Source organism: Streptomyces sp. SudanB52_2052 (assembly GCF_964272415.1).
GTDB lineage: Bacteria > Actinomycetota > Actinomycetes > Streptomycetales > Streptomycetaceae > Streptomyces > Streptomyces olindensis.
The window spans coordinates 7,177,151-7,198,463 of record NZ_OZ186796.1; the positions used below are offsets into that span (position 1 = coordinate 7,177,151).

A 21,313-nucleotide genomic window follows, 5' to 3' on the forward strand; every position below is an offset into this window, starting at 1 on the left:
TCCGGCCGGATGTGTGTATGGTCACTTCGCGATTCTCGAGCAACTCGCCTCGAACGTAACCCTTCAACCGATTCGCACACCGGTGAAACCTGCCGTGCGACGGCCGTACGCCCTTGACAGCGGGATGTTTCATTGCCGACACATCGGGCCGGGTCCGGCGGATTGTGTTGCTGCGGACGCCCGACACGCCATAGAGTCGCCAACCGTCGGCATGGTGCCACGCTGACCTGTCTAGAAGTTTCCTGGTCACCAAGGAGGTAAGACGACTTGTGAATGAGTCGACATTTACTCCCGGGGGTGCTCAACCAGGAATGCCTGCACGGGGCCAGGGCTCCGCGGGGTTCGAGGCTGTCGGCTCCGTCGCTGTGCGCACCTTCGCAGCCCACCAGAGTCAGCAGGCGACTCACACAGCACACCAGAAGATGGATGGCCATCACGTGAACGCCATGGCCGGCGACGGAAGTGGCGCGCCCCACAACCACTTCGCCGACTACGACGAACTGCCCGAGGGGCACTTCTACGACCCCGACGCGGAGTACGAGCCCGACCCCGAGTACGCGGCCACTCTCGCGCCCGACGCGGCCAGACAGCGCCGGGAGCGCATCGGCCCGACCGGGCGCCCGCTGCCGTACTTCCCGATCCCGGGCCCGCTGACCGACCACGGACCCGCGAAGATCATCGCGATGTGCAACCAGAAGGGCGGCGTCGGCAAGACCACGTCGACCATCAACCTGGGTGCCGCGCTCGCGGAGTACGGACGCCGGGTCCTGCTCGTGGACTTCGACCCGCAGGGCGCGCTGTCGGTCGGTCTCGGCGTCAACCCGATGGAGCTCGACCTCACCGTCTACAACCTGCTCATGGAGCGGGGGATGGCGGCCGACGAGGTGCTGCTGAAGACGGCGGTCCCCAACATGGACCTGCTGCCCAGCAACATCGACCTGTCGGCGGCCGAGGTCCAGCTCGTCTCCGAGGTCGCCCGCGAGTCGACGCTGCAGCGCGCCCTGAAGCCGCTGCTGGACGACTACGACTTCATCGTCATCGACTGCCAGCCCTCGCTCGGCCTGCTCACGGTCAACGCCCTGACGGCCGCGCACAAGGTGATCGTGCCGCTGGAGTGCGAGTTCTTCGCCCTCCGTGGTGTGGCCCTGCTGACGGAGACCATCGAGAAGGTCCAGGAACGGCTCAACCCCGACCTGGAACTCGACGGGATCCTCGCCACGATGTACGACTCGCGCACCGTGCACAGCCGTGAGGTGCTCGCGCGTGTCGTCGAGGCGTTCGACGACCACGTCTACCACACGGTCATCGGGCGCACGGTCCGCTTCCCGGAGACCACGGTCGCCGGTGAGCCGATCACCACGTACGCCTCCAACTCCGTCGGTGCCGCCGCCTACCGCCAGCTCGCCAGGGAGGTGCTCGCCCGGTGTCACGCCGAGTGAGTCTGCCGGGGGCCGACGAACTCTTCCGTACGACTGGGGGGATGGGGCTGCAGTCGTCCACGCCCAGGCGCCAGGCCAACGGCGACGCCCGGGTGCCCGCTCCGGCGGGCGAGGGCGACGCGGCGGCGGCAGCGGCCGCGGAGGACGCGCCGCAGTCGGTGCCCGCGCAGGGCGGTGACGGCGAGGGCGCGGAGCACGTCGCGGCCGACGCGGAGCCGGCCGAGGCCGGGGAGTCCCGCAGCCGTTCCGCGGCCGCCGAGCGGTCCGGAGCCGGGCGTCGGCAGGCGGCGCAGGAAGGTTCTGCCGCCGCTGCCGCGGCGGCACCGCGCAAGCGCGGGCGGGCGGCCACGCGCCGCCCCAGCGGCCGTGAGCGGCACGACGAGAAGATCACGGTGTACGTGTCGGCCGAGGAGCTCATGGACCTGGAGCACGCCCGTCTCGTGCTCCGCGGCGAGCACGGCCTGGCCGTCGACCGCGGGCGCATCGTCCGCGAGGCGGTGGCCGTGGTCCTGGCCGACCTGGAGACCCGCGGGGACGCCAGCATCCTCGTACGACGACTGCGCGGGCGGTAGCGGTAGCCTGCGGGGGCCATGACCTCGAACGCTTCCCCACCTCCCCCCGGCGGCCCGCCCGGCCGCCGGCGCGCGCTGGGGCGCGGGCCGGGGGCTCCGCGGGTGGCTCCGCCGGGGGAGCCGACGGATGCGGTGGAGCCGGATGTGCCGCCGACGGGCGTGGACGAGCCCGAGGCGCCGCCGGCGGCGACGGCCACGGCTGGGTCTGAGGATCTGCCTGCGGACACGGCCGGGCCTGAGGCGTTGCCTGCGGACACGGCCGGATCTGAGGTGCTGCCTGCGGGCACCGCCGGGTCGCGGGCGCCGTCGGCGGAGGCCGCGGACACCGGCCAGTCGGGTGGGCCGTCGGCCGGGACCGGAGCTGCCGAGTCCGGCGTGGGCCTCGCGGGCGTCGGGGCCGCCGAGTCGGGGAACGGGGCGCACCACGTGGCCGGGCCTGGGCCCGAGGTCGGCCGTCCGACGACGGGGCGTGGACATCCCGCCCCGGCAACGGTGGCAACGGCTGAGTCCGCCGCCCCGGCCGCCGAGCCCGTCACGACCGGGTCCCCGCGCGAGGCGTACGCCCCCGGGGCCGGCATCGACGCCGAGCGCCCCGCCCCCGAGTCGGGGGACGCCGGCGAGTCCGCCGCCGGGCGTGCCGAGGGCGACGACGGGGTCTTCAAGGTTCGGCTCGCCAACTTCGAGGGGCCCTTCGACCTGCTGCTCCAGCTGATCTCGAAGCACAAGCTGGACGTCACCGAGGTCGCGCTGTCCAAGGTGACCGACGAGTTCATGGCGCACATCCGGGCCATGGGGCCGGACTGGGACCTGGACGAGACGACCGAGTTCCTCGTGGTCGCGGCCACCCTGCTCGATCTGAAGGCGGCCCGGCTGCTGCCCGCCGCCGAGGTCGAGGACGAGGCCGACCTGGCGCTGCTGGAGGCCCGGGACCTGCTGTTCGCGCGGCTGCTCCAGTACCGCGCGTACAAGCAGATCGCCGACATCTTCAGCGGGCGGCTCGACGACGAGGCCCGGCGCTACCCCCGTACCGTCGGCCTCGAACCGGAACACGCCGAGCTGTTGCCCGAGGTCGTCATCAGCATCGGGGCGGAAGGGTTCGCCAGGCTCGCCGTGAAGGCGATGCAGCCGAAGCCCAAGCCGCAGGTGTACGTCGACCACATCCACGCCCCCCTGGTCAGCGTGCAGGAGCAGGCGCAGATCGTCGTCGCCCGGCTCAGGGAGCTCGGCGAGGCCAGCTTCCGGGCGCTCGTGGCGGACACCGACGACACCCTGACCGTCGTGGCGAGGTTCCTCGCGCTGCTGGAGCTGTACCGCGAGAAGGCCGTGGCGCTGGAGCAGGAGGCCGCGCTCGGGGAGCTGCTCGTGCGGTGGACCGGCGGGGACGGGGACGAGACACCGACCGTCACCGACGAGTTCGACCGGCCGCCCGAGCCGCCGAAGGAGGAGAAGAAGGCGTGAGTCAGGAAACCACCGAGGTCCCGGCCGGGCTGCGCGACGTCGCCGGTCTCGATCTCAAGCCCGCCCTCGAAGCCGTCCTCATGGTCGTCGACGAGCCCGCGACCGAGGAGCACCTCGCGAAGATACTGGAGCGGCCGAAGCGGCAGATCGCGGACGCCCTGCGCGAGCTGGCCGACGAGTACACCGTCCAGGGCCGCGGCTTCGAGCTGCGGTTCGTCGCGAACGGCTGGCGGTTCTACACCCGCGCCGCGTACGCGCCGGCCGTCGAGCGCTTCGTGCTGGACGGCCAGCAGGCCCGCCTCACCCAGGCCGCCCTGGAGACCCTGGCGGTCGTCGCCTACCGCCAGCCGGTCAGCCGCAGCCGGGTCTCGGCCGTGCGCGGAGTGAACTGCGACGGTGTCATGCGCACCCTCCTCCAGCGCGGACTGATAGAGGAGGCGGGCACGGAACCCGAAACAGGTGCGATCCTGTACAGGACGACGAACTACTTCCTGGAGCGGATGGGCCTGCGCGGTCTGGACGAGCTCCCGGAGCTCGCGCCCTTCCTCCCGGAGGCGGAGGCGATCGAGGCCGAGACCCAGGAGGGCGTACCGTCGTTCGACCCGGACGCGCCCGACGACGACGCGCCGGGCCGCCCGGTGAGCCCGGGGACCGACGACGAAGACGACCAGACGGAACTTTGATGCGAAGCAGCGGCAGCGGCAAGAGCGGCGGGCGCGGTAACCACCGCGGCGCCGGCAACAACAGGGACCAGAAGCAGGGGCAGGGCCGCCCCCGCAAGCCCCGCCCCGAGGAGCGCCGCTACGACGTGGGCCCCGGGGCGACCAAGGACGGCCCCAAGGCCGGACGCGGCGGGGCCGCCCGGGGCGGCGCCAAGGGCGGGCCCAAGCAGCCCCAGAAGCAGGGCCGCACGGCCCCGGCGCGCCCCCGTGAGTACGAGGCGCAGATCGAGGAGCGCAACCGCGACCGGTACGCCGGGAAGAAGGAGGTCAAGCTCCCGAAGACCTTCCCCGGCGCCGAGCAGGAGGGCGAGCGGCTGCAGAAGGTCCTCGCCCGGGCGGGCTTCGGCTCCCGGCGTGCCTGCGAGGAGCTGATCGACGAGGCCAGGGTCGAGGTCAACGGCGAGATCGTCCTCGAGCAGGGCAGGCGGGTCGACCCCGAGAAGGACGAGATCAAGGTCGACGGGCTGACCGTCGCCACCCAGCGCTACCAGTTCTTCGCGCTGAACAAGCCCGCCGGTGTCGTCTCGACGATGGAGGACCCCGAGGGCCGGCAGTGCCTCGGGGACTACGTCACCAACCGCGAGACCCGCCTCTTCCACGTGGGCCGGCTCGACACCGAGACCGAGGGCGTCATCCTGCTCACCAACCACGGCGAGCTGGCGCACCGCCTGACCCACCCGAAGTACGGCGTGAAGAAGACCTACCTCGCGCACATCGTCGGCCCCATCCCGCGCGACCTGGGCAAGAAGCTCAAGGACGGCATCCAGCTGGAGGACGGCTACGCGCGCGCCGACCACTTCAGGGTCGTCGAGCAGACCGGTAAGAACTACCTCGTCGAGGTCACCCTCCACGAGGGCCGCAAGCACATCGTGCGCCGCATGCTGGCGGAGGCCGGCTTCCCGGTCGACAAGCTGGTGCGGGTCGCGTTCGGACCGATCACCCTCGGCGACCAGAAGTCGGGCTGGCTGCGCCGGCTGTCCAACACGGAGGTCGGGATGCTGATGCAGGAAGTGGACCTCTAGAACTGGAAGTCGACCTCCAGAACTTGTGAGTGACACGCACCCCCTTTTATAGTCGTGATGACTATTAAAGGGGGTGCAGGTCATGGACGGCTACGACAAGTACGCCCATGAACCCTTCGCCGTCACGGTCGACCTCGCCGTCCTCACCCTCCGGGACGGCGCCCTGCACGTACTGCTCGTCGAGCGCGGGCAGGAGCCGTACGCCGGACACCGGGCCCTGCCCGGCGGGTTCCTCCAGCCGGACGAGTCCGTGGAGACGGCCGCGCGGCGTGAACTCGCCGAGGAGACCGGCCTGTCGGACGTCTCGGGGCTGCACCTGGAGCAGTTGCGGACGTACAGCGAGCCCGGCCGCGATCCCCGGATGCGGGTCGTGTCGGTCGCCTTCGCCGCGCTGCTGCCCCACGCGCCCGAGGTCCACGGCGGCGGCGACGCCGCGCGGGCCGACTGGGTGCCCTACGGCACCGCAGGACCGCTCGCCTTCGACCACGACCGCATCCTGACCGACGCCCACGACCGCGTCGGCGCCAAGCTCGAGTACACCTGCCTCGCCACCGCCTTCTGCCCGCCCGAGTTCACCCTCGGCGAGCTCCAGCGGGTCTACGAGACCGTGTGGGGCACCGAACTCGACCGGCCCAACTTCCGGCGCAAGGTGCTCGCCACGCCGGGCTTCGTCGAACCCGTCCCCGGCACCGCGCGGTTGACCGGCGGCCGGGGCAAACCCGCCGCGCTGTACCGCGCCGGTACCGCCACCACCCTCCATCCGCCTCTCCTCCGGCCGCCCCGGGAAGGACGCCCCACATGACCACGCTCGTTCACAAGCAAGCCGCCACCGGAGCACTCACGGGGCTCGCCCTCGGGGACGCGCTGGGATATCCGACCGAGTTCAACGACGTGCCGACGATCCTCGCCAAGCACGGGCCCTGGCGGGAACTGCCGCTGCCGAAGCACGCCTACGTCTCGGACGACACGCAGATGACGCTGGCGGTGGGGCGGGCGGTGCGCACGGCCATGGACCGGGGGCTGCTCACCCCGTCCGAGCTCGCCCGGACCCTGCGTGAGGAGTTCCTCGACTGGTACCAGTCGCCGGAGAACAACCGGGCTCCCGGCGGGACCTGCCTCAGGGCCTGCGCGCTTCTGAAGGACGAGGCCCGGCCCTGGCAGGACGCCAGCCAGATCAATTCCAAGGGCTGCGGCGCCAACATGCGCGTCGCACCCCTGGGGCTGGTGCCCGGGCTGAGCGACGAACAGCGGGCGGGCGCCGCCCAGTTGCAGGCGGCGCTGACCCACGGGCACCCGACCGGCCTCGCCGCCTCCGACCTCACCGCGCACGCCGTACGCCTGCTCGCGCAGGGCACCGAGCCGGCCGCGCTGGTCGGGATGCTCCGGTCGTACGCCCTGGAGAACCGCAGCCACTACCACGAGCGCTGGCTCGGCGACCTGTGGCGCCGCGCCCAGGACCCGACCCCCGAGCAGTTCATCGCGCGCGGCTGGGACGAGTGCCTGGAGATCCTCGACCGCCTCCAGCACGCCGTGCGCACCGTCTCGCCCGAGAACGACCCGTGCCTGGCCACCGGCGAAGGCTGGATCGCCGAGGAGGCCATGGCGACCGGGCTGCTGTGCTTCCTGCTCTTCCCCGACGAGCCGGTGACGGCGCTGCGCCGCGCCGCCTGCACCGCCGGCGACTCGGACTCGATCGCCTGCCTGGCCGGGGCCTTCGCCGGTGCGCACCTGGGCGCGGAAGCCTGGCCGGGCGACTGGGCCGACCGCATCGAGTACCGGAGCGACCTGCTGACCCTCGGGGCGCTCTGGGACGCCTGACGCCAGACGCCAGACGCCTGACCCTGCCGTGTGCCGTGTGCCGTGTGCCGTGTGCGGTTACAGGGCCGAGGCCCGGCGGCAGTGGGTGAGGAAGTCCTCCACGCGCCGCCGGTCCGGTTCCGCCGGGAGCGGGCTGCGGCCGACGGCCTCGTCGGCCTCCCGCTCCAGGCGGGCCATCCGGGACTCGACCTCGGACCAGGGCACCTCGCCGCGCTTCACCGCGAGCAGCGACTCCCGGTGCTCGCCGACGTCGACCGTCAGGGCGCCCGTGCGCAGCAGGTCCCGGGCGCTGAGGAGCAGGCGCAGCAGGTGCATCGCGTGCTTCCAGCGAGGGGCGCCGTGGGTGCGGACGTCGGCCTCCAGCTTGCGGCGCTGGCTGTGCGAGTACCGCGTGAACGTCTCGTGGACCCGCCGGGACAGGAACGCCCCCCGCAGGGCGAGAAGCTCGCGGCCGGTGTCGTCGGCGTACTCCACGAGCGGGGAGTGCAGGCACTCCAGGATGTTCGGATTGGCGCGCAGGGCCAGTTCGCAGAACCGCTCCAGCTCCCAACTGAACCGCTCCTCGCCCGGCCCCTCGACGTGCGTCGGCGGCTTGTCGAAGCGCCAGAACAGGGGCGTGGGGGCAAGGAACACGCCCCGGCGGTCGGTGTCGCTGCCGTCCGTCGCCAGCCCGAAGGCGCGCGACCCCATCACACAGGCGTAGATCGTGTGGTCGCGTACCAGGGTCTCGGGCTGCATGCCCGGGAGCGTACGCGGAACCCTCAGGCCAGCCGCACCGAATTTCCCTCCACGGTGATCTGCTCGGCGGGCAGCGGCCGGGTCGCCGGGCCGTTGGCCACCGAGCCGTCGGCGACGCGGAACCGGCTGCCGTGGCAGGGGCAGTTGATCGTGCCGTCGGACACGGAGCCCACCGTGCAGCGCTGGTGGGTGCAGATCGCCGAGAACGCCTTGAACTGCCCCTGTTCCGGCTGGGTCACCACGACCTCGTCGTCCTTGAAGATCTTGCCGCCGCCGACCGGGATCTCGTCGATGGAGGCCAGCTCCTTGCCGCCGCGGGCCGTCTCCGTGCCGGTGGCCCCCTGGTCGGTGGGGGTGGCCGTCGACGCGGAGCCGTTGTCGTCACCGCCTGAGCCGCAGGCCGCCACGAGCGCCGCCGCGCCCGTGGCGCCCGTCGCGAGGAGGACCGTGCGGCGTGTCGTGCTGGGGGTCATGTCGTCACTCCGAGGATGCCGAAGACGGATAAATCGGAAATAGCTGCATCCTGGCACCGAACCCGCCTCAGGAGAAGCAACCTCGGCGTCTCACCCGGCGGGCGCCGCGCACCCGGTCCGCGCGGGCTGACTAGGCTTGACACAGAGAGCGACAGGTACGTCAGCGAGGAGCAGCGCCGTGGCGGTACGAGCGGTCCGGGGGGCCGTCCAACTCGAACGGGACGAGGCCGGGCACATGGACGAGCAGGTCGGAGCCCTGCTCACGGCCATCCTGGAGCGCAACGACCTCACCGCCGACGACCTGATCAGCATCTGGTTCACGGCCACGCCCGACCTGCACAGCGACTTCCCGGCCGCCGCCGCGCGCAAGCTCGGCATCGTCGACGTCCCGCTGATCTGCGCGCAGGAACTCGACATCGAGGGCGCCATGCCGCGCGTGGTCCGGGTCCTCGCGCACATCGAGTCCGACCGGCCCCGCGCCGAGATCGCCCACGTCTACCTCGGCGCCGCGGGTGCCCTGCGCAAGGACATCGCCCAGTGAGGACGGCACTCGTCATCGGCACCGGGCTGATCGGCACGTCCGCCGCCCTTGCCCTGTCCCAGCGGGGTGTCACGGTGCACCTCGCCGACCCCGACCCCGAGCAGGCCCGTACGGCGGCCGCGCTCGGTGCCGGCACGGACGAGGCGCCGGACGGGCCCGTCGACCTGGCGATCGTCGCCGCCCCGCCCGCGCACGTGGCCGACGTGCTCGCCGACGCCATGAGCCGCGGCCTGGCGCGCGGCTACCTCGACGTCGCCAGCGTGAAGGGCGGACCGCGCCGCGAGCTGGAGGAACGCGGCCTCGACCTCGCGGCCTACATCGGCACGCACCCCATGTCGGGCCGGGAGAAGTCCGGCCCGCTCGCCGCGACCGGCGACCTCTTCGAGGGCCGCCCCTGGGTGCTCACCCCGACCCGGGACACCGACACCGAGGTGCTGAACCTCGCCCTGGAGCTGGTCTCGCACTGCCGTGCCGTGCCGGTGGTGATGGACGCCGACGCCCACGACCGGGCCGTCGCCCTCGTCTCCCACATGCCCCACCTGGTCTCCAGCCTGGTCGCCGCGCGCCTGGAGCACGCCGAGGAGGCCGCCGTACGACTGTGCGGGCAGGGCATCCGGGACGTGACGCGGATCGCCGCCTCCGACCCCCGGATGTGGATCGACATCCTCTCCGCCAACCCCGGGCCGGTCGCCGACCTGCTCACGGAGGTCGCCGCCGACCTGGAGGAGACCGTGCGGTCCCTGCGCGCGCTGCAGTCCTCCGACGACCACAAGCGCCGTGAGGGCACCGGCGGCATCGAGGACGTCCTGCGGCGCGGCAACGCCGGGCAGGTCCGCGTCCCCGGCAAGCACGGGTCCGCGCCGCGGGTCTACGAGGTCGTGGCGGTGCTCATCGACGACCAGCCGGGGCAGCTGGCCCGGATCTTCGCGGACGCGGGCATGGCGGGCGTCAACATCGAGGACGTGCGGATCGAGCACGCGACGGGGCAGCAGGCCGGTCTCGTGCAGTTGATGGTGGAGCCGAAGGCGGCGCCGGTGCTGTCCGCCGCGCTGCGGGAGCGGGGCTGGGCGATCCGGCAGTAGCCGGAGCGGGGCCGGGGGTGGCTCATCCCCGCTGTGCCGGACGAGTGACGCGCACCCAGTAACCTTGTGCGGGGCAGTCGCGCCCCCACCCCCGCCAGCCCGGTCCAGGAAGGTCCCCACTGTGGAAAGCGCCACGCCAGTGATTGTCGCCATCGACGGCCCCTCCGGCACGGGCAAGTCGAGCACCTCGAAGGCCGTGGCGGCGCAGCTCGGGCTGAGCTACCTGGACACCGGCGCCCAGTATCGGGCGATCACCTGGTGGATGGTGAACAACGGCATCGACATCGACGACCCCGCCGCGATCGCGGCCGCGGCCGGCAAGCCCGAGATCGTGTCCGGGACGGACCCGCAGGCCCCCACCATCACCGTGGACGGCGTCGACGTGGCCGGCCCGATCCGCACCCAGGAGGTCACCTCCAAGGTCAGCGCGGTCAGCGCGGTGCCCGAGGTGCGGGCGCGGATCACCGAGCTGCAGCGCTCGATAGCGGCCTCCGCCGAGCACGGCATCGTGGTCGAGGGTCGGGACATCGGCACGACCGTGCTGCCGGACGCCGACCTGAAGATCTTCCTCACCGCCTCCGCGGAGGCGCGCGCCGCCCGCCGCAGCGGTGAGCTGAAGGGCGCCGACGTGCACTCCACCCGCGAGGCCCTGATCAAGCGCGACGCCGCCGACTCCAGCCGCAAGACCTCCCCGCTCGCCAAGGCGGACGACGCCGTCGAGGTGGACACCACCGAGCTCACGCTGGCCCAGGTCATCGAGTGCGTCGTCACCCTCGTCGAGGAGAAGCGGGCCGGGAAGTGACCGAGCTGCCTTCGACGCGGGGCGCCGAGGTCGGGCGGCGCATCGGCGTCGGCCTGATGTACGGGCTGTGGAAGCCGCGCGTGCTCGGCGCCTGGAAGGTGCCCGCGACCGGCCCGGTGATCCTCGCGGTCAACCACTCCCACAACATCGACGGGCCGATGGTCATGGGCGTGGCGCCCCGGCCGACGCACTTCCTGATCAAGAAGGAGGCGTTCGTCGGCCCGCTCGACCCGTTCCTGACCGGCATCGGCCAACTGAAGGTGGACCGCGACACCACCGACCGTACGGCGATCACCCGGGCGCTCGGCGTCCTGGACAACGGCGGCGTGCTCGGCATCTTCCCGGAGGGCACCCGGGGCGAGGGCGACTTCGCCTCGCTGCGCGCGGGGCTCGCCTACTTCGCGGTGCGCAGCGGCGCCCCGATCGTGCCGGTCGCCGTGCTGGGAAGTTCCGACCGGCCCGGACGGTTGATAAAGGGGCTGCCTCCGCTGCGCTCGCGCGTCGACGTCGTCTTCGGCGAGCCCTTCGAGGCCGGCGACGGCAGCGGCCGCCGCACGCGCAAGGCGCTCGACGAGGCGACCGGGCGCATACAGAAGCAGCTGGCCGCCCACCTGGAAAACGCCAGGCGCCTCACCAGGCGCTAGGCGACACTTGAGTAGTGGATCAGCCCGCCGCACAGCGGGGTACTCCACCGACCACCACGATGAACGACGAGGTACGGACTTCATGAACGACCACATCCAGCCCGAGGGCGCGCACGAGCACGACCACGGGGCGCTCGGCGACGCCGAGTACGCGGAGTTCATGGAGCTCGCCGCGGAGGAGGGCTTCGACCTCGAGGACGTCGAGGGCGCCATCGAGGCGGCGGGCCACGGCCCGCTGCCCGTGCTCGCCGTCGTCGGCCGCCCCAATGTCGGCAAGTCGACCCTGGTGAACCGCATCATCGGCCGTCGCGAGGCGGTCGTCGAGGACAAGCCCGGCGTCACCCGCGACCGCGTCACCTACGAGGCCGAGTGGGCGGGCCGCCGCTTCAAGGTCGTCGACACCGGCGGCTGGGAGCAGGACGTCCTCGGCATCGACGCCTCCGTGGCCGCCCAGGCCGAGTACGCCATCGAGGCCGCCGACGCCGTCGTGTTCGTCGTCGACGCCAAGGTCGGCGCCACCGACACCGACGAGGCCGTCGTCCGGCTCCTGCGCAAGGCCGGCAAGCCGGTCGTGCTGTGCGCCAACAAGGTGGACGGCCCGAGCGGCGAGGCCGACGCGGCCTACCTGTGGTCGCTGGGCCTCGGCGAGCCGTACCCGGTCTCCGCGCTGCACGGCCGCGGTACGGGCGACATGCTCGACCAGGTCCTGGAGGTGCTGCCCGAGGCGCCGCGCGAGACGTTCGGCGGGGGCGGCATCGGCGGCCCGCGCCGCATCGCCCTGATCGGCCGCCCGAACGTCGGCAAGTCCTCCCTGCTGAACAAGGTGGCGGGCGAGGAGCGCGTCGTCGTCAACGAGCTGGCCGGCACCACCCGCGACCCGGTCGACGAGCTGATCGAACTCGGCGGCGTCACCTGGAAGTTCGTCGACACGGCGGGCATCCGCAAGCGCGTCCACCTCCAGCAGGGCGCCGACTACTACGCCTCGCTGCGCACCGCCGCCGCCGTCGAGAAGGCCGAGGTCGCGGTCATCCTGATCGACGCCGCCGAGTCCATCTCGGTGCAGGACCAGCGCATCGTCACCATGGCCGTCGAGGCGGGCCGCGCGATCGTCCTGGCGTTCAACAAGTGGGACACGCTCGACGAGGAGCGCCGCTACTACCTGGAGCGGGAGATCGAGACCGAGCTCGGCCAGGTGGCGTGGGCGCCCCGGGTGAACGTTTCGGCGCGCACCGGGCGGCACATGGAGAAGCTGGTCCCGGCGATCGAGACGGCCCTGGCGGGCTGGGAGACCCGGGTCCCGACGGGACGGCTGAACGCGTTCCTCGGCGAACTGGTCGCCGCCCACCCGCACCCGGTCCGGGGCGGCAAGCAGCCGCGCATCCTGTTCGGCACCCAGGCGGGCACCAAGCCGCCGCGGTTCGTGCTGTTCGCCTCCGGCTTCATCGAGGCGGGCTACCGGCGCTTCATCGAGCGCCGCCTGCGCGAGGAGTTCGGCTTCGAGGGGACGCCGATCCACATCTCGGTGCGGGTGCGCGAGAAGCGCGGCAAGAAGAAGTAGCCCAGCAGGCAGTGGAAGGGGCGGCCCCGTCGGGGGCCGCCCCTTCCACTGTGCGGTGCTCGCTCAGACGCCGCTGCGCCGGCCCGGCGGCAGCGCGGCGGGCACGTGGTGCATCCCCGTGCCGCCGTGCGAGTCGATGGTCCCGACCCGCTGCCATTGCGGCTGCTGCCCGGCGGCGTGCCGGGCGCTCTGCGCCCCCGCGCTGTAGGCACTGTACGAGCTGCCGTGTGAACTGCCGTACGAGCCCGTACCGTGCGACATGTTCCCGAAGGCGGTGAAGCCCAGCTTCTCCTCGCCGCTGCGGTCGCCGGGCAGTGCGCGGAAGGACTTGACGTACTCGGCGTAGAGCGCGTCGTAGATCGGCGTGGCCGATGGGCCGCCCTGGGAGTCCTGAGCCGACCGCGCGGAGGGGATCGACGAGAAGGACTGGCGGCGGGGAACGTCGTATGCGTGCACGTATGTCCAAACGACCCCGCGGGTCAAGGGATGCGGCCCCGGTTACGGCTTTCGCGGGGCTGCGGCCCAGGCGGGTGACTCGCGGCTCAGGTGCCGGCCAGCGGCAGTGCCGCACCAACCAGCTGGCCGTTGGCCGCCGCCTTGTCCAGCGCGTCCCGCAGCAGGTCCTCACGCGGCTGGCGGCCGATCGAGCCGACCGGCGCGGCGAACATCAGCACCTGCTGGTGCTTGTTGGCGGCCGCCCGCCAGCCCTCGGTGACCTGGAGCGGCTGGTGCGCCTGCCACCACGCCACCGGCTGGCCGCCGTTGCTGCCCGGCTGGAGCACCGCGTGCAGCCGACCCACGGCGAGCAGCACGGACCAGCCGTGCAGCACCGGCGGTACGGCGGACAGCTCGCTCAGGGGCATGAACCCCTGCTCGATGAGCAGCGGCAGGAAGTCGTCGCCGCGGCCGGTCGTGCCGGGCCGGGCGATGGGCGCGGTCGGCTCCACCACCAGGGCCGGGTGCAACTCCCCGCCGATCAGGACCAGTCCGCTGGTCACGCCGAGCACCGCCTGCTCGGGCACCACCTTGTCGGGCTCCAGGTCGACGGTGTCGCCGGTGATGGACTTCACGGCGCCGCGCAGCTGCTCCTCGGTGACCTGGACGACCTGCGAGGGTAGGCAGCCGGCGTGGGCGAAGGCGAGGACGGCGGTCTCGTCCCCGATGAACAGGACGGTGCTGGTGCGCTCCTGTTCCGAATCGCCCGGAGTGCGGCAGGACGTGCAGTCGTAACTGCCCGGGGCGGTCTCTCCGGCGAGCAGGCGGTCGGCTTCTTCGTCGCCGATCTCGGCGCGTACCTCGTCGCTGACGTCGAGCATGCGCGGCACGGGTGGCTCCCTCGGGGATGTGGTGCGGGGCGGGGCCGGGTGGCTCCCCGGTCCGTGGTCCGGGTGGGTCCCGGCTCATGAAGAAGACAACGGGCGATCTGTGGCGGGAGTCACGCCCCAGAGCGAACGGAATCGAACCATCCTGCGCACAGGGTCACGGTCGGTCCGGAATGGCGCACTCAGTGTCAAGTGGCCGCGCTGTGAAGGGCGTTGGATCGGTGAACTGGGTCACAGGCCATCGGGTGGGTTGGTCGACAAATCCGGAAATCCGCGAATGAAGTGGGTGTCCGGAAATAGCCGTTACCTGAGGTATCGGCGAACTGGCCTGCCGTAACAGGCGACTGGTTGATGCCGGACCGCCGACCTCCTTAGATTCTTCGGCCGTGTGCAGCGAGCACCGCTCGGGTACGTCCGTCGACCGCACGGTTCTCCGGAACCGGGCGCAGCACCGCACCGGCGGACGGGGCGAGCGCGACCTCCGCGCCCCATGGCGCGGGGAGTGGCGTTCCGCCTTGGGGGACCCCGGGTGTTTCGAGAGGGAACCACATGTCCGAATGTGCCGATACCACTCGCCACGACGCTCGGAAGAACCAGGTTCGTACGACGGCGGTCCTCGCCGGGGCGGCACTGCTCGCGCCCCTCGGACTGCTGGCCGCGACCGGAAACGCCGCGGCGGCCGACAGCGGAGTGTGGGACCGCATCGCCCAGTGCGAGAGCGGCGGCAACTGGCACATCAACACCGGCAACGGCTACTACGGCGGGCTCCAGTTCGCCGCCTCCACCTGGCGGGCCTACGGCGGCACCGCCTACGCGCCCACCGCCGACCGGGCGAGCAGGTCCCAGCAGATCGCGGTCGCCACCAAGGTCCAGCGTGCCCAGGGATGGGGCGCCTGGCCGACCTGCTCGGCACGCGCCGGGGCGAGCGGCAGCGCACCCGCCGCCGACCCGGTGAACACCACCGAGTCCGTACCCTCCAAGCCCTCGAAGCCCTCCAAGGCCTCGACGGCACCGGCGCGTGCCGCGGAACACCCTGACCGCGGCTCGGCCCGCGGCGACTACACCGTCCGCGAGGGCGACACCCTCAGCGGCGTCGCCGCCCGGCACGGGACCACCTGGCAGCGCCTCTACGCCGCCAACAAGGCAGCCATCGGCGACGACCCCGATGTGATCGTGCCCGGCCTGCGCCTCGAGATCTGAGCCGCTGCGCCCCTCGCCGGGACACGGGCCCCGTCCGGTCGGACCGATCGGGCGGGGTCCCGGCGCTCCGGGTCAGTGCGCGAGTTCACCCGCCTCCCCGGCGAACACGACGGCTCCGCGACGTAGTTCGTACACCAGGACCGGCCGGTCCCGCAGCGCGGGCGGCAGCCGCTGCTCGGCGACCACCACGCACGCGTCGAGCCCGCCCAGCAGCTCGTAGGTGCGGGCCGCGACCGGGGGCGACATGCCCTGGGCGGGCTCGTCGACGAGCACCACGCGCGCGCGTGCCAGCAGCGCCCGGGACAGGGCGAGCATGCGCTGCTCCCCGCCGGACAGGGTGCCGGCGCGGCGCTCCAGCAGGGGCCGCAGCTGCGGATAGGCGTCCAGGGCCGCGTCGTGGTCCGGGGCGGTGAGTGCGAGGTTCTCGCGCACGGTGAGCGAGCCGAACACGGCCTGCCGCTCCGGGACCAGGCACAGTCCGCGCCGGGCCCGCTCGTACGCCGGTACGCGGGTGACGTCGGCCCCGTCCCACACCACCGCGCCGCCCGACAGGGGGACGGTGCCCGCCAAGGCGCGCAGGACGGTCGTACGGCCGGAGCCGTTGCGGCCCAGCAGCACGGTGAGACCCGGGCCGGGGGCGGCGAGGGTGACGCCGTGCAGGGCCTCCAACGGGCCGTAGCGCACGCGCGCGTGGCGCAGGGAGACGGTGGTCATCGGCCGGCTCCCGCACTCCCGGGTGCGACGCACCGGCGGGTTCCCGGCTCCGGGGAGTTCCCGGTGCTCATCGGCCCGCCCCCGTTCCCAGGGCGTCCAGCACCCGCCCGGGCGGACCGGAGGCGACGATCCGGCCCGCGTTCATCACGTGCACGACGTCGGCGAGGCCCGCGACCAGGTCCAGGTCGTGCTCGACGACGAGCAGGGCCGTGCCGTCGGCGGCCAGGGCCTTCAGGACGCGGGCCAGGGCGGCGACTTCGGCGGTGTCGAGGCCGGCGGCGGGCTCGTCGAGCAGCAGCACGCGGGGGCCGCCGGCCAGGACACGGGCCAGTTCGACGCGGCGCAGCGTCCCCGTGGGCAGCCCGGCGGCGGGCAGCGCCCGCACCGGCCCGTCCAGTCCCAGCAGCCTGAGCGTCCGCTCCACGGCGCCCCGGTCGGTCACCCGGCCCTGCTCGGCGCCGACCCGGACGTTCTCGGCCACGGTCAGCGAGGGGAAGACGGCCAGTTGCTGGAAGGTCCGCGCGATCCCGAGGCGGGTGCGGGCGTGCGCGGGCAGCGCGGTGATGTCCCGCCCGCCGAGCCGCACCGTCCCGCGCGCGGGCCGCAGCGTCCCGGCCAGACAGTGGAACAGGGTGCTCTTCCCGGCCCCGTTGGGGCCCACGACCGTGGTGATCCGCCCGGGGGAGAGGTCCAGGTCGACTCCGTCGAGGGCGGTGAAGCCGCCGTAGCGGGCGTGGAGCCGACGGGCGGTGAGCAGGGGAGCCGACGGGGTGGGGGGCGTGCGGGGGACCGGGGAGGCCGGTGGCCGCCCGCCGGTGCCGGGGGTCCCGCCCGCCGTCGCGCCCGTTGCCGTGGCCCCCACCGGCACCGGCGCCCTGCGGGGCTCCCGTGGTTCCGCCGGGCGCAGCAGGCCGCGGGCCCGGACCCCCGTCGGTGTCAGGGCCGGTGTGCGGCGCGGGCGCAGCCGGTCCGCCACCGTGCGCAGGGCCTCGTACGGGCCGCCGGGGAAGCGGCCCACCAGGATCGCCAGGACGCCGATCAGGGCCGCGGCGACCCCACCGCGGGTGCCCGCGTCCAGGCCGACCAGGAGGGCGGCGGCGGCGAGGGCGCCGAGGGTGCTGTCGGCGCCCAGCACCACCACCGCGGCGAACCACAGCAGCCCGCGCACCGGGTCGTACGCGGCGGCGTCGAAGGCGCGCAGGCCCATGCCGAGCATGCCGCCGCCCAGCGCGGCGAGCGCGGCGCCCGCCACGAAGGCGCCCAGCTTGAGGGACGGCACCCGGACGCCCGCCGCCTGCGCGCCCGCCTCGTGGTCCCGCATGGCCGCCAGCGCCCGTCCCGTCCGGCCCCGGCGCAGCGCGTGCGTCGCCAGCAGCGCGACCGCCAGCAGGACCAACTCCAGGACGTAGTAGGCGCGGTCCCCGTCGAAGCCCGCCGGGCGGCCCAGCGACAGGCCCGCCGTGGCGTACGGCTGGGCGAAGACGAAGCGGCTCACCCCCACGCCGATCGCGAACGTCGCCAGCGCCAGCGCCAGGCCCCGGCGGCCGATCGCCGGCCAGCCCGTCAGCAGGCCCAGCGGCGCCACCAGGACGACCGCCACCGCGAGGGCCGCCAGCTCCGGCAGGGCCGGCAGGCCCGGGAAACGCCCGGCCGCCAGCAGCGCCATGAACAGGGCGCCCAGCCCCGCGTAGGCCGCCTGCCCCAGTGAGATCTGGCCGCCGCGGCCGGTGACCACCACCAGGGACAGCAGGATCACGGCCAGCGCCGGCACCTGGACCGACGTGTGCAGGTCCCGGCCGGCGAGGCCCAGTGGCAGCAGGAACAGCACGCCCGCCACGATCCACACGCCGGGCGGCGTGGGCACCCGGGCGGTCGCCGTGCGCGGCAGCGCGTCGCGGGCGCCGACCCCCGGCAGCACCAGCGCCGCGACCAGCAGCGCGACGACGAACAGGTTCGTCGTCGCCGCCTGGAGCAGCGGCTCGCCCCACCCGGACGGGTGCAGCCGCGTCAGCTGGCTCTGCGCCACCCCGATGCCCAGCGCCACCACCACCGCGACCGGCAGACTCCGCATCCGCGCGGCCACCGCGACCGCCACGACCTCCATCACCAGCAGCGGCAGCCCATACGGGTCGAGCCGCACGTACGGCGCCAGCAGCACGCCCGTCAGGCCCGCCGTGAACGAGCCGAACGCCCAGCCCGCCGCCGCGACCCGGTCCGCGTCGATCCCGCCCAGCACCGCCAGCCGCCGGTCGTCGACCACGGCCCGCAGCTCCCGCCCGAACCGCGTCCAGCGCACCACCGCCGCGACCCCGGCGGCCAGCACCAGCACCACCGCCAGCTGCCCCCACGGCTCGTCCGGCACCAGCTCCGGCGCGTCGTCCCGCGCCCCCTGCCCCCACAGCAGCGCCGCCCCGCCCACCAGCAGCACGAACACCCCGATGGACGCCACCAGCGTCTGCGCCGGGTCCGAGCCCAGGACCGACAGGGGCCGGAAGACGAACCACTCCAGGACGACACCCAGGCCCGGCGCCAGCACCAGCAGCGTCACCGTCGCCCCGAGCCACAGCGGCCAGCCCCACTCGACCACGCACTGCCGCAGCGCGTACGCGCACACCATCGCGATCGCGCCGTGCGCGAAGTTGAGCACGCCGGTCGCGCGGTACGTCACGATCAGGCCGATCCCGGTCAGCGCCGCCGCGCTGCCGACGGAGAGGCCGGCGAGGGTGAGGTCGTACGTGAGCGAGGACATCAGTCGGTTTCTTCGGCCGGCTCGCAGATCGGGCAGGGGCCCAGCTCACCGCTCGCCACCGGCTTGGAATCGACCGGGACCGCCTCCGCCTTCCCCGCGACCAGCGGGCAGTCCGCGCGGTGGTACAGCGTGCCGCCCGGCACCATCAGCAGGTCGCCGCTGACCGCGAGCGGCCCCGACACCGCCTGCCCGGTCCCGGCGTCCGCCCGGTCGTCGCCGGGCCCGGCCGCCACCAGCAGGCCGTACAGCTCCTCCACGCGCGCGGCGGCGACCGAGCCCCGGCCGTGCGCCAGCAGCACCGCCCCGGCGATGATCAGCGCGGCACCGGGGACCGTGCAGGAGGCCAGGTAGGGCAGCTGCCGTTCGGCGTGGCGCTCGCCGGAGACGCCGTACCAGCCGACGACGCACAGCACCGCGCCGACGGCCAGCGCGGCCCAGCCGGCCCACAGGACGGGATGCACGGTCCTCAGTCGGCTTGTCCGCATTCGCTGGCTCCCACACGTCGGTCATGGCTGGGCACGCGCCTGGCTGCCTGTTCAAGTCCGCCGATCGCTTGCACTATGCCCTGTGGAAGCTGACCCTGAAAGCACCGGGCGCGCATCGCCCGGACCGACACCCGGTGGTGAGCCAGATGGTTCTCGGCAGCGACCTCAGGCGGGGGAACGCGACGGGGGGCCCGCGCACCGCGGGACGGGGCACGGCGATCACGGCCGCCCTCGTACTGGCCCTCTTCCCGGCCCTCGCGGCATGCGGCGACGACAACGGCGGCGGAGACGGCGCCACGCCACCCACACCGACCGCGGAGCGCACCACGAGCGCCCCGGCCAGCGCCCCCGCGGACCGGGCGGCGGCCGAGGCGGAGATCAAGCAGAACTGGCAGAAGTTCTTCGACCCCAAGACCTCCGCCCAGGACAAGGTCGCCGTCCTGGAGAACGGCGACCGGATGGCCCCCGTCCTGGAGGCCTTCAGCGGTGACGCACGCGGCGGGCAGGTCCAGGCCCAGGTCACCAAGGTCGAGTTCACCTCGGCGACCGAGGCGGACGTGACGTACACGCTCACCCTGAAGGGCGCCACCGCCCTGCCCGACGCCTCCGGGACGGCCGTGGAGCAGGACGGCACCTGGAAGGTGTCCGCCAAGACGCTGTGCGCGCTGGTGCAACTGAGCGGCAATGCGTCGCCGGTACCGGGCTGCTGAGGCCGTCGCCGCGGCGCTGCTCCTCGCCCTGAGCGCGGCCTGCGGCAGCCGGCTCCCGGAGAGCGACTTCGAACACGACGACCGCACGCCCGCGCCCCAGGACGCCGCGCCCCTGCGGGTCGGCATCATCACCAGCGCCACCAGCCCGGTCGGCGGCGCCGCCTTCACCGGCCCGCGCGACGGGGCCAAGGCCTGGTTCGACCGGCTCAACGCGCGCGGGGGCATCGACGGCCGGCGCGTCGAGGTGCGCCTGTGCGACGATGGCGGCAGCGGCGTCGGCAACAACGAGTGCGTGCACCGACTGGTCGAGGAGGACGAGGTCGTCGCCCTGGTCGCCACCACCGCCCTCGACTACGCGGGCGCCTCGCGCGTCTCGCGTGCGCGCGTGCCCGACATCGGCGGCCAGCCCATCGGCGCCGCCTACGACACCTACCCGCACCTCTACGGCATCTACGGCAGTCTCGCGCCCAGGAACGGCACCACCGGCTGGGACGGCACCCTGTACGGCGGCACCGAGGTCTACCGCTACTTCAAGCGTGAGCACGGCGCCCGCACGGCGGCCGTCGTCTCCTACAACCAGTCCGCGTCCGCCGCCTACGCCCGGCTGGTCGAGCGGGGCCTGCGCGCCGAGGGCTACAAGGTCGTCACCGAACAGGTCGACTTCGCCCTGCCCAACTTCCGCGCCGTCGCCGCCGACCTGAAGGAGCAGGGCGCCGACCTGGTGTTCGACGCCATCGACGGGCACGGCAACGCCCGGCTCTGCCAGGCCATGGACGAGGTCGGCGCCGACGTCACCGCCAAGGTGACCAACGTGCAGAACTGGACGTCCACCGTCCCCGACGACTACAAGGACGCCCCGCGCTGCCGCAACGCCCTCTGGGCGACCGGCTCCAGCCGCAACTTCGACGACACCGGTCACCCGGCCGTACGGGAGTTCCGCGAGGCGACGAAGGACCTGAGGACGCACTCCCAGTGGCAGTTGGAGGGCTGGGCCGCCGCCCGCTGGTTCACCGACGCCGCGCGGTCCTGCGCGCGGACGGGCATCACGCGCGCGTGCGTCGACGCCTACATGAACCGCAGCCAGGGCTACACCGCCGGCGGCCTGCTCCTCCCCGTCGAGTTCGCGCGGCTGGCCGAACCGCCGAAGACCGGCGACACCTGTCTCTCGGTGGCCCGCTGGCAGGACGGCAGGGGCTGGGTGAGCCAGGGGGACATGAACCGCACCTGCTTCACCGTCCCGCAACTGGCCTACCAGCCTTGAGGA

22 protein-coding genes are annotated in these 21,313 nt (G+C 73.4%); 15 read left to right on the forward strand and 7 right to left on the reverse strand.

From position 1 onward, the window contains the following. Positions 1-311 precede the first annotated feature (311 nt). The 7 genes from ACSUPV_RS32160 to ACSUPV_RS32190 all read left to right on the forward strand — a co-directional run bounded on the left by ACSUPV_RS32160 (position 312) and on the right by ACSUPV_RS32190 (position 7,031). Entirely contained in the window at positions 312-1,439 is a 1,128-nt protein-coding gene (locus ACSUPV_RS32160) for a ParA family protein (RefSeq protein ID WP_078651145.1), read from the forward strand. Then, a complete protein-coding gene (locus ACSUPV_RS32165; protein ID WP_078651146.1) occupies positions 1,424-2,011 on the forward strand; it encodes a hypothetical protein in 588 nt (195 codons plus the stop codon). Before ACSUPV_RS32160 ends, ACSUPV_RS32165 begins: the two co-directional genes overlap by 16 nt. Before the next feature lie 492 nt (positions 2,012-2,503). Continuing rightward, entirely contained in the window at positions 2,504-3,469 is a 966-nt protein-coding gene (locus ACSUPV_RS32170; RefSeq protein WP_359792047.1) for a segregation and condensation protein A, read from the forward strand. Then, positions 3,466-4,152 carry an SMC-Scp complex subunit ScpB gene (scpB, locus tag ACSUPV_RS32175; RefSeq protein ID WP_031121128.1) on the forward strand — a complete coding sequence of 229 codons (687 nt, stop codon included), beginning with the start codon at positions 3,466-3,468 and terminating at the stop codon, positions 4,150-4,152. The genes ACSUPV_RS32170 and scpB overlap by 4 nt, the downstream gene beginning before the upstream one ends. Further along, positions 4,152-5,213: a pseudouridine synthase gene (locus ACSUPV_RS32180; RefSeq protein WP_037769980.1), complete on the forward strand. Its 1,062-nt coding sequence runs from the start codon at positions 4,152-4,154 to the stop codon at positions 5,211-5,213. Before scpB ends, ACSUPV_RS32180 begins: the two co-directional genes overlap by 1 nt. A gap of 82 nt (positions 5,214-5,295) precedes the next feature. Then, positions 5,296-6,015 (forward strand): NUDIX hydrolase, encoded by a 720-nt coding sequence (locus ACSUPV_RS32185; RefSeq protein WP_436949049.1) that lies wholly within the window; start codon positions 5,296-5,298, stop codon positions 6,013-6,015. Further along, positions 6,012-7,031, forward strand: a complete 1,020-nt coding sequence (locus ACSUPV_RS32190; protein WP_037769983.1) for an ADP-ribosylglycohydrolase family protein — start codon at positions 6,012-6,014, stop codon at positions 7,029-7,031. Before ACSUPV_RS32185 ends, ACSUPV_RS32190 begins: the two co-directional genes overlap by 4 nt. A gap of 57 nt (positions 7,032-7,088) precedes the next feature. On the opposite strand, the gene ACSUPV_RS32195 is transcribed toward ACSUPV_RS32190, so the two are convergent. Next, positions 7,089-7,769, reverse strand: coding sequence for a nucleotidyltransferase domain-containing protein (locus ACSUPV_RS32195; protein WP_037769985.1), 681 nt, complete (start codon positions 7,767-7,769; stop codon positions 7,089-7,091). A gap of 23 nt (positions 7,770-7,792) precedes the next feature. Continuing rightward, entirely contained in the window at positions 7,793-8,242 is a 450-nt protein-coding gene (locus ACSUPV_RS32200) for a Rieske (2Fe-2S) protein (protein WP_031121134.1), read from the reverse strand. Between the two features lie 178 nt (positions 8,243-8,420). Between ACSUPV_RS32200 and aroH the strand changes: the two genes are divergently transcribed. The 5 genes from aroH (at position 8,421) to der (ending at position 12,869) form a co-directional block, all read left to right on the forward strand. Then, positions 8,421-8,783 (forward strand): chorismate mutase, encoded by a 363-nt coding sequence (gene aroH / locus ACSUPV_RS32205; RefSeq protein ID WP_359792058.1) that lies wholly within the window; start codon positions 8,421-8,423, stop codon positions 8,781-8,783. Continuing rightward, complete coding sequence (locus ACSUPV_RS32210) at positions 8,780-9,865, forward strand: prephenate dehydrogenase (RefSeq protein ID WP_031121136.1); 1,086 nt, start codon at positions 8,780-8,782, stop codon at positions 9,863-9,865. Before aroH ends, ACSUPV_RS32210 begins: the two co-directional genes overlap by 4 nt. A gap of 139 nt (positions 9,866-10,004) precedes the next feature. After that, positions 10,005-10,667 (forward strand): (d)CMP kinase, encoded by a 663-nt coding sequence (gene cmk / locus ACSUPV_RS32215; protein ID WP_436949050.1) that lies wholly within the window; start codon positions 10,005-10,007, stop codon positions 10,665-10,667. Then, entirely contained in the window at positions 10,664-11,311 is a 648-nt protein-coding gene (locus ACSUPV_RS32220) for a lysophospholipid acyltransferase family protein (protein WP_037769991.1), read from the forward strand. Before cmk ends, ACSUPV_RS32220 begins: the two co-directional genes overlap by 4 nt. A gap of 82 nt (positions 11,312-11,393) precedes the next feature. Beyond that, a complete protein-coding gene (gene der, locus ACSUPV_RS32225) occupies positions 11,394-12,869 on the forward strand; it encodes a ribosome biogenesis GTPase Der (RefSeq protein ID WP_031121139.1) in 1,476 nt (491 codons plus the stop codon). 63 nt (positions 12,870-12,932) lie between these two features. Here der and ACSUPV_RS32230 read toward each other — a convergent pair whose 3' ends face one another. Both ACSUPV_RS32230 and ACSUPV_RS32235 read right to left on the reverse strand, forming a co-directional pair. Next, positions 12,933-13,325, reverse strand: a complete 393-nt coding sequence (locus tag ACSUPV_RS32230; protein WP_382617926.1) for a hypothetical protein — start codon at positions 13,323-13,325, stop codon at positions 12,933-12,935. A gap of 86 nt (positions 13,326-13,411) precedes the next feature. Continuing rightward, positions 13,412-14,194 (reverse strand): hypothetical protein, encoded by a 783-nt coding sequence (locus ACSUPV_RS32235; RefSeq protein WP_037769996.1) that lies wholly within the window; start codon positions 14,192-14,194, stop codon positions 13,412-13,414. Between the two features lie 546 nt (positions 14,195-14,740). Here ACSUPV_RS32235 and ACSUPV_RS32240 point away from each other — a divergent pair. Continuing rightward, the gene (locus ACSUPV_RS32240) at positions 14,741-15,391 is read left to right on the forward strand and encodes a transglycosylase family protein (RefSeq protein WP_037769998.1); all 651 of its coding nucleotides are present in this window, start codon (positions 14,741-14,743) and stop codon (positions 15,389-15,391) included. A gap of 72 nt (positions 15,392-15,463) precedes the next feature. Here ACSUPV_RS32240 and ACSUPV_RS32245 read toward each other — a convergent pair whose 3' ends face one another. The 3 genes from ACSUPV_RS32245 to ACSUPV_RS32255 form a co-directional block, all read right to left on the reverse strand. Next, the gene (locus ACSUPV_RS32245) at positions 15,464-16,105 is read right to left on the reverse strand and encodes an ATP-binding cassette domain-containing protein (protein WP_037770001.1); all 642 of its coding nucleotides are present in this window, start codon (positions 16,103-16,105) and stop codon (positions 15,464-15,466) included. Positions 16,106-16,172: 67 nt separating this feature from the next. Continuing rightward, complete coding sequence (locus tag ACSUPV_RS32250) at positions 16,173-18,854, reverse strand: ABC transporter permease subunit (RefSeq protein WP_436949051.1); 2,682 nt, start codon at positions 18,852-18,854, stop codon at positions 16,173-16,175. Further along, positions 18,854-19,339: a hypothetical protein gene (locus ACSUPV_RS32255; protein WP_436949052.1), complete on the reverse strand. Its 486-nt coding sequence runs from the start codon at positions 19,337-19,339 to the stop codon at positions 18,854-18,856. The genes ACSUPV_RS32250 and ACSUPV_RS32255 overlap by 1 nt, the downstream gene beginning before the upstream one ends. 146 nt (positions 19,340-19,485) lie before the next feature. On the opposite strand from ACSUPV_RS32255, the gene ACSUPV_RS32260 reads away from it, so the two are divergent. Next, entirely contained in the window at positions 19,486-20,049 is a 564-nt protein-coding gene (locus tag ACSUPV_RS32260; RefSeq protein WP_031121578.1) for a hypothetical protein, read from the forward strand. Continuing rightward, positions 20,024-21,310 carry an ABC transporter substrate-binding protein gene (locus tag ACSUPV_RS32265; protein ID WP_031121577.1) on the forward strand — a complete coding sequence of 429 codons (1,287 nt, stop codon included), beginning with the start codon at positions 20,024-20,026 and terminating at the stop codon, positions 21,308-21,310. The genes ACSUPV_RS32260 and ACSUPV_RS32265 overlap by 26 nt, the downstream gene beginning before the upstream one ends. Positions 21,311-21,313: the final 3 nt, after the last annotated feature.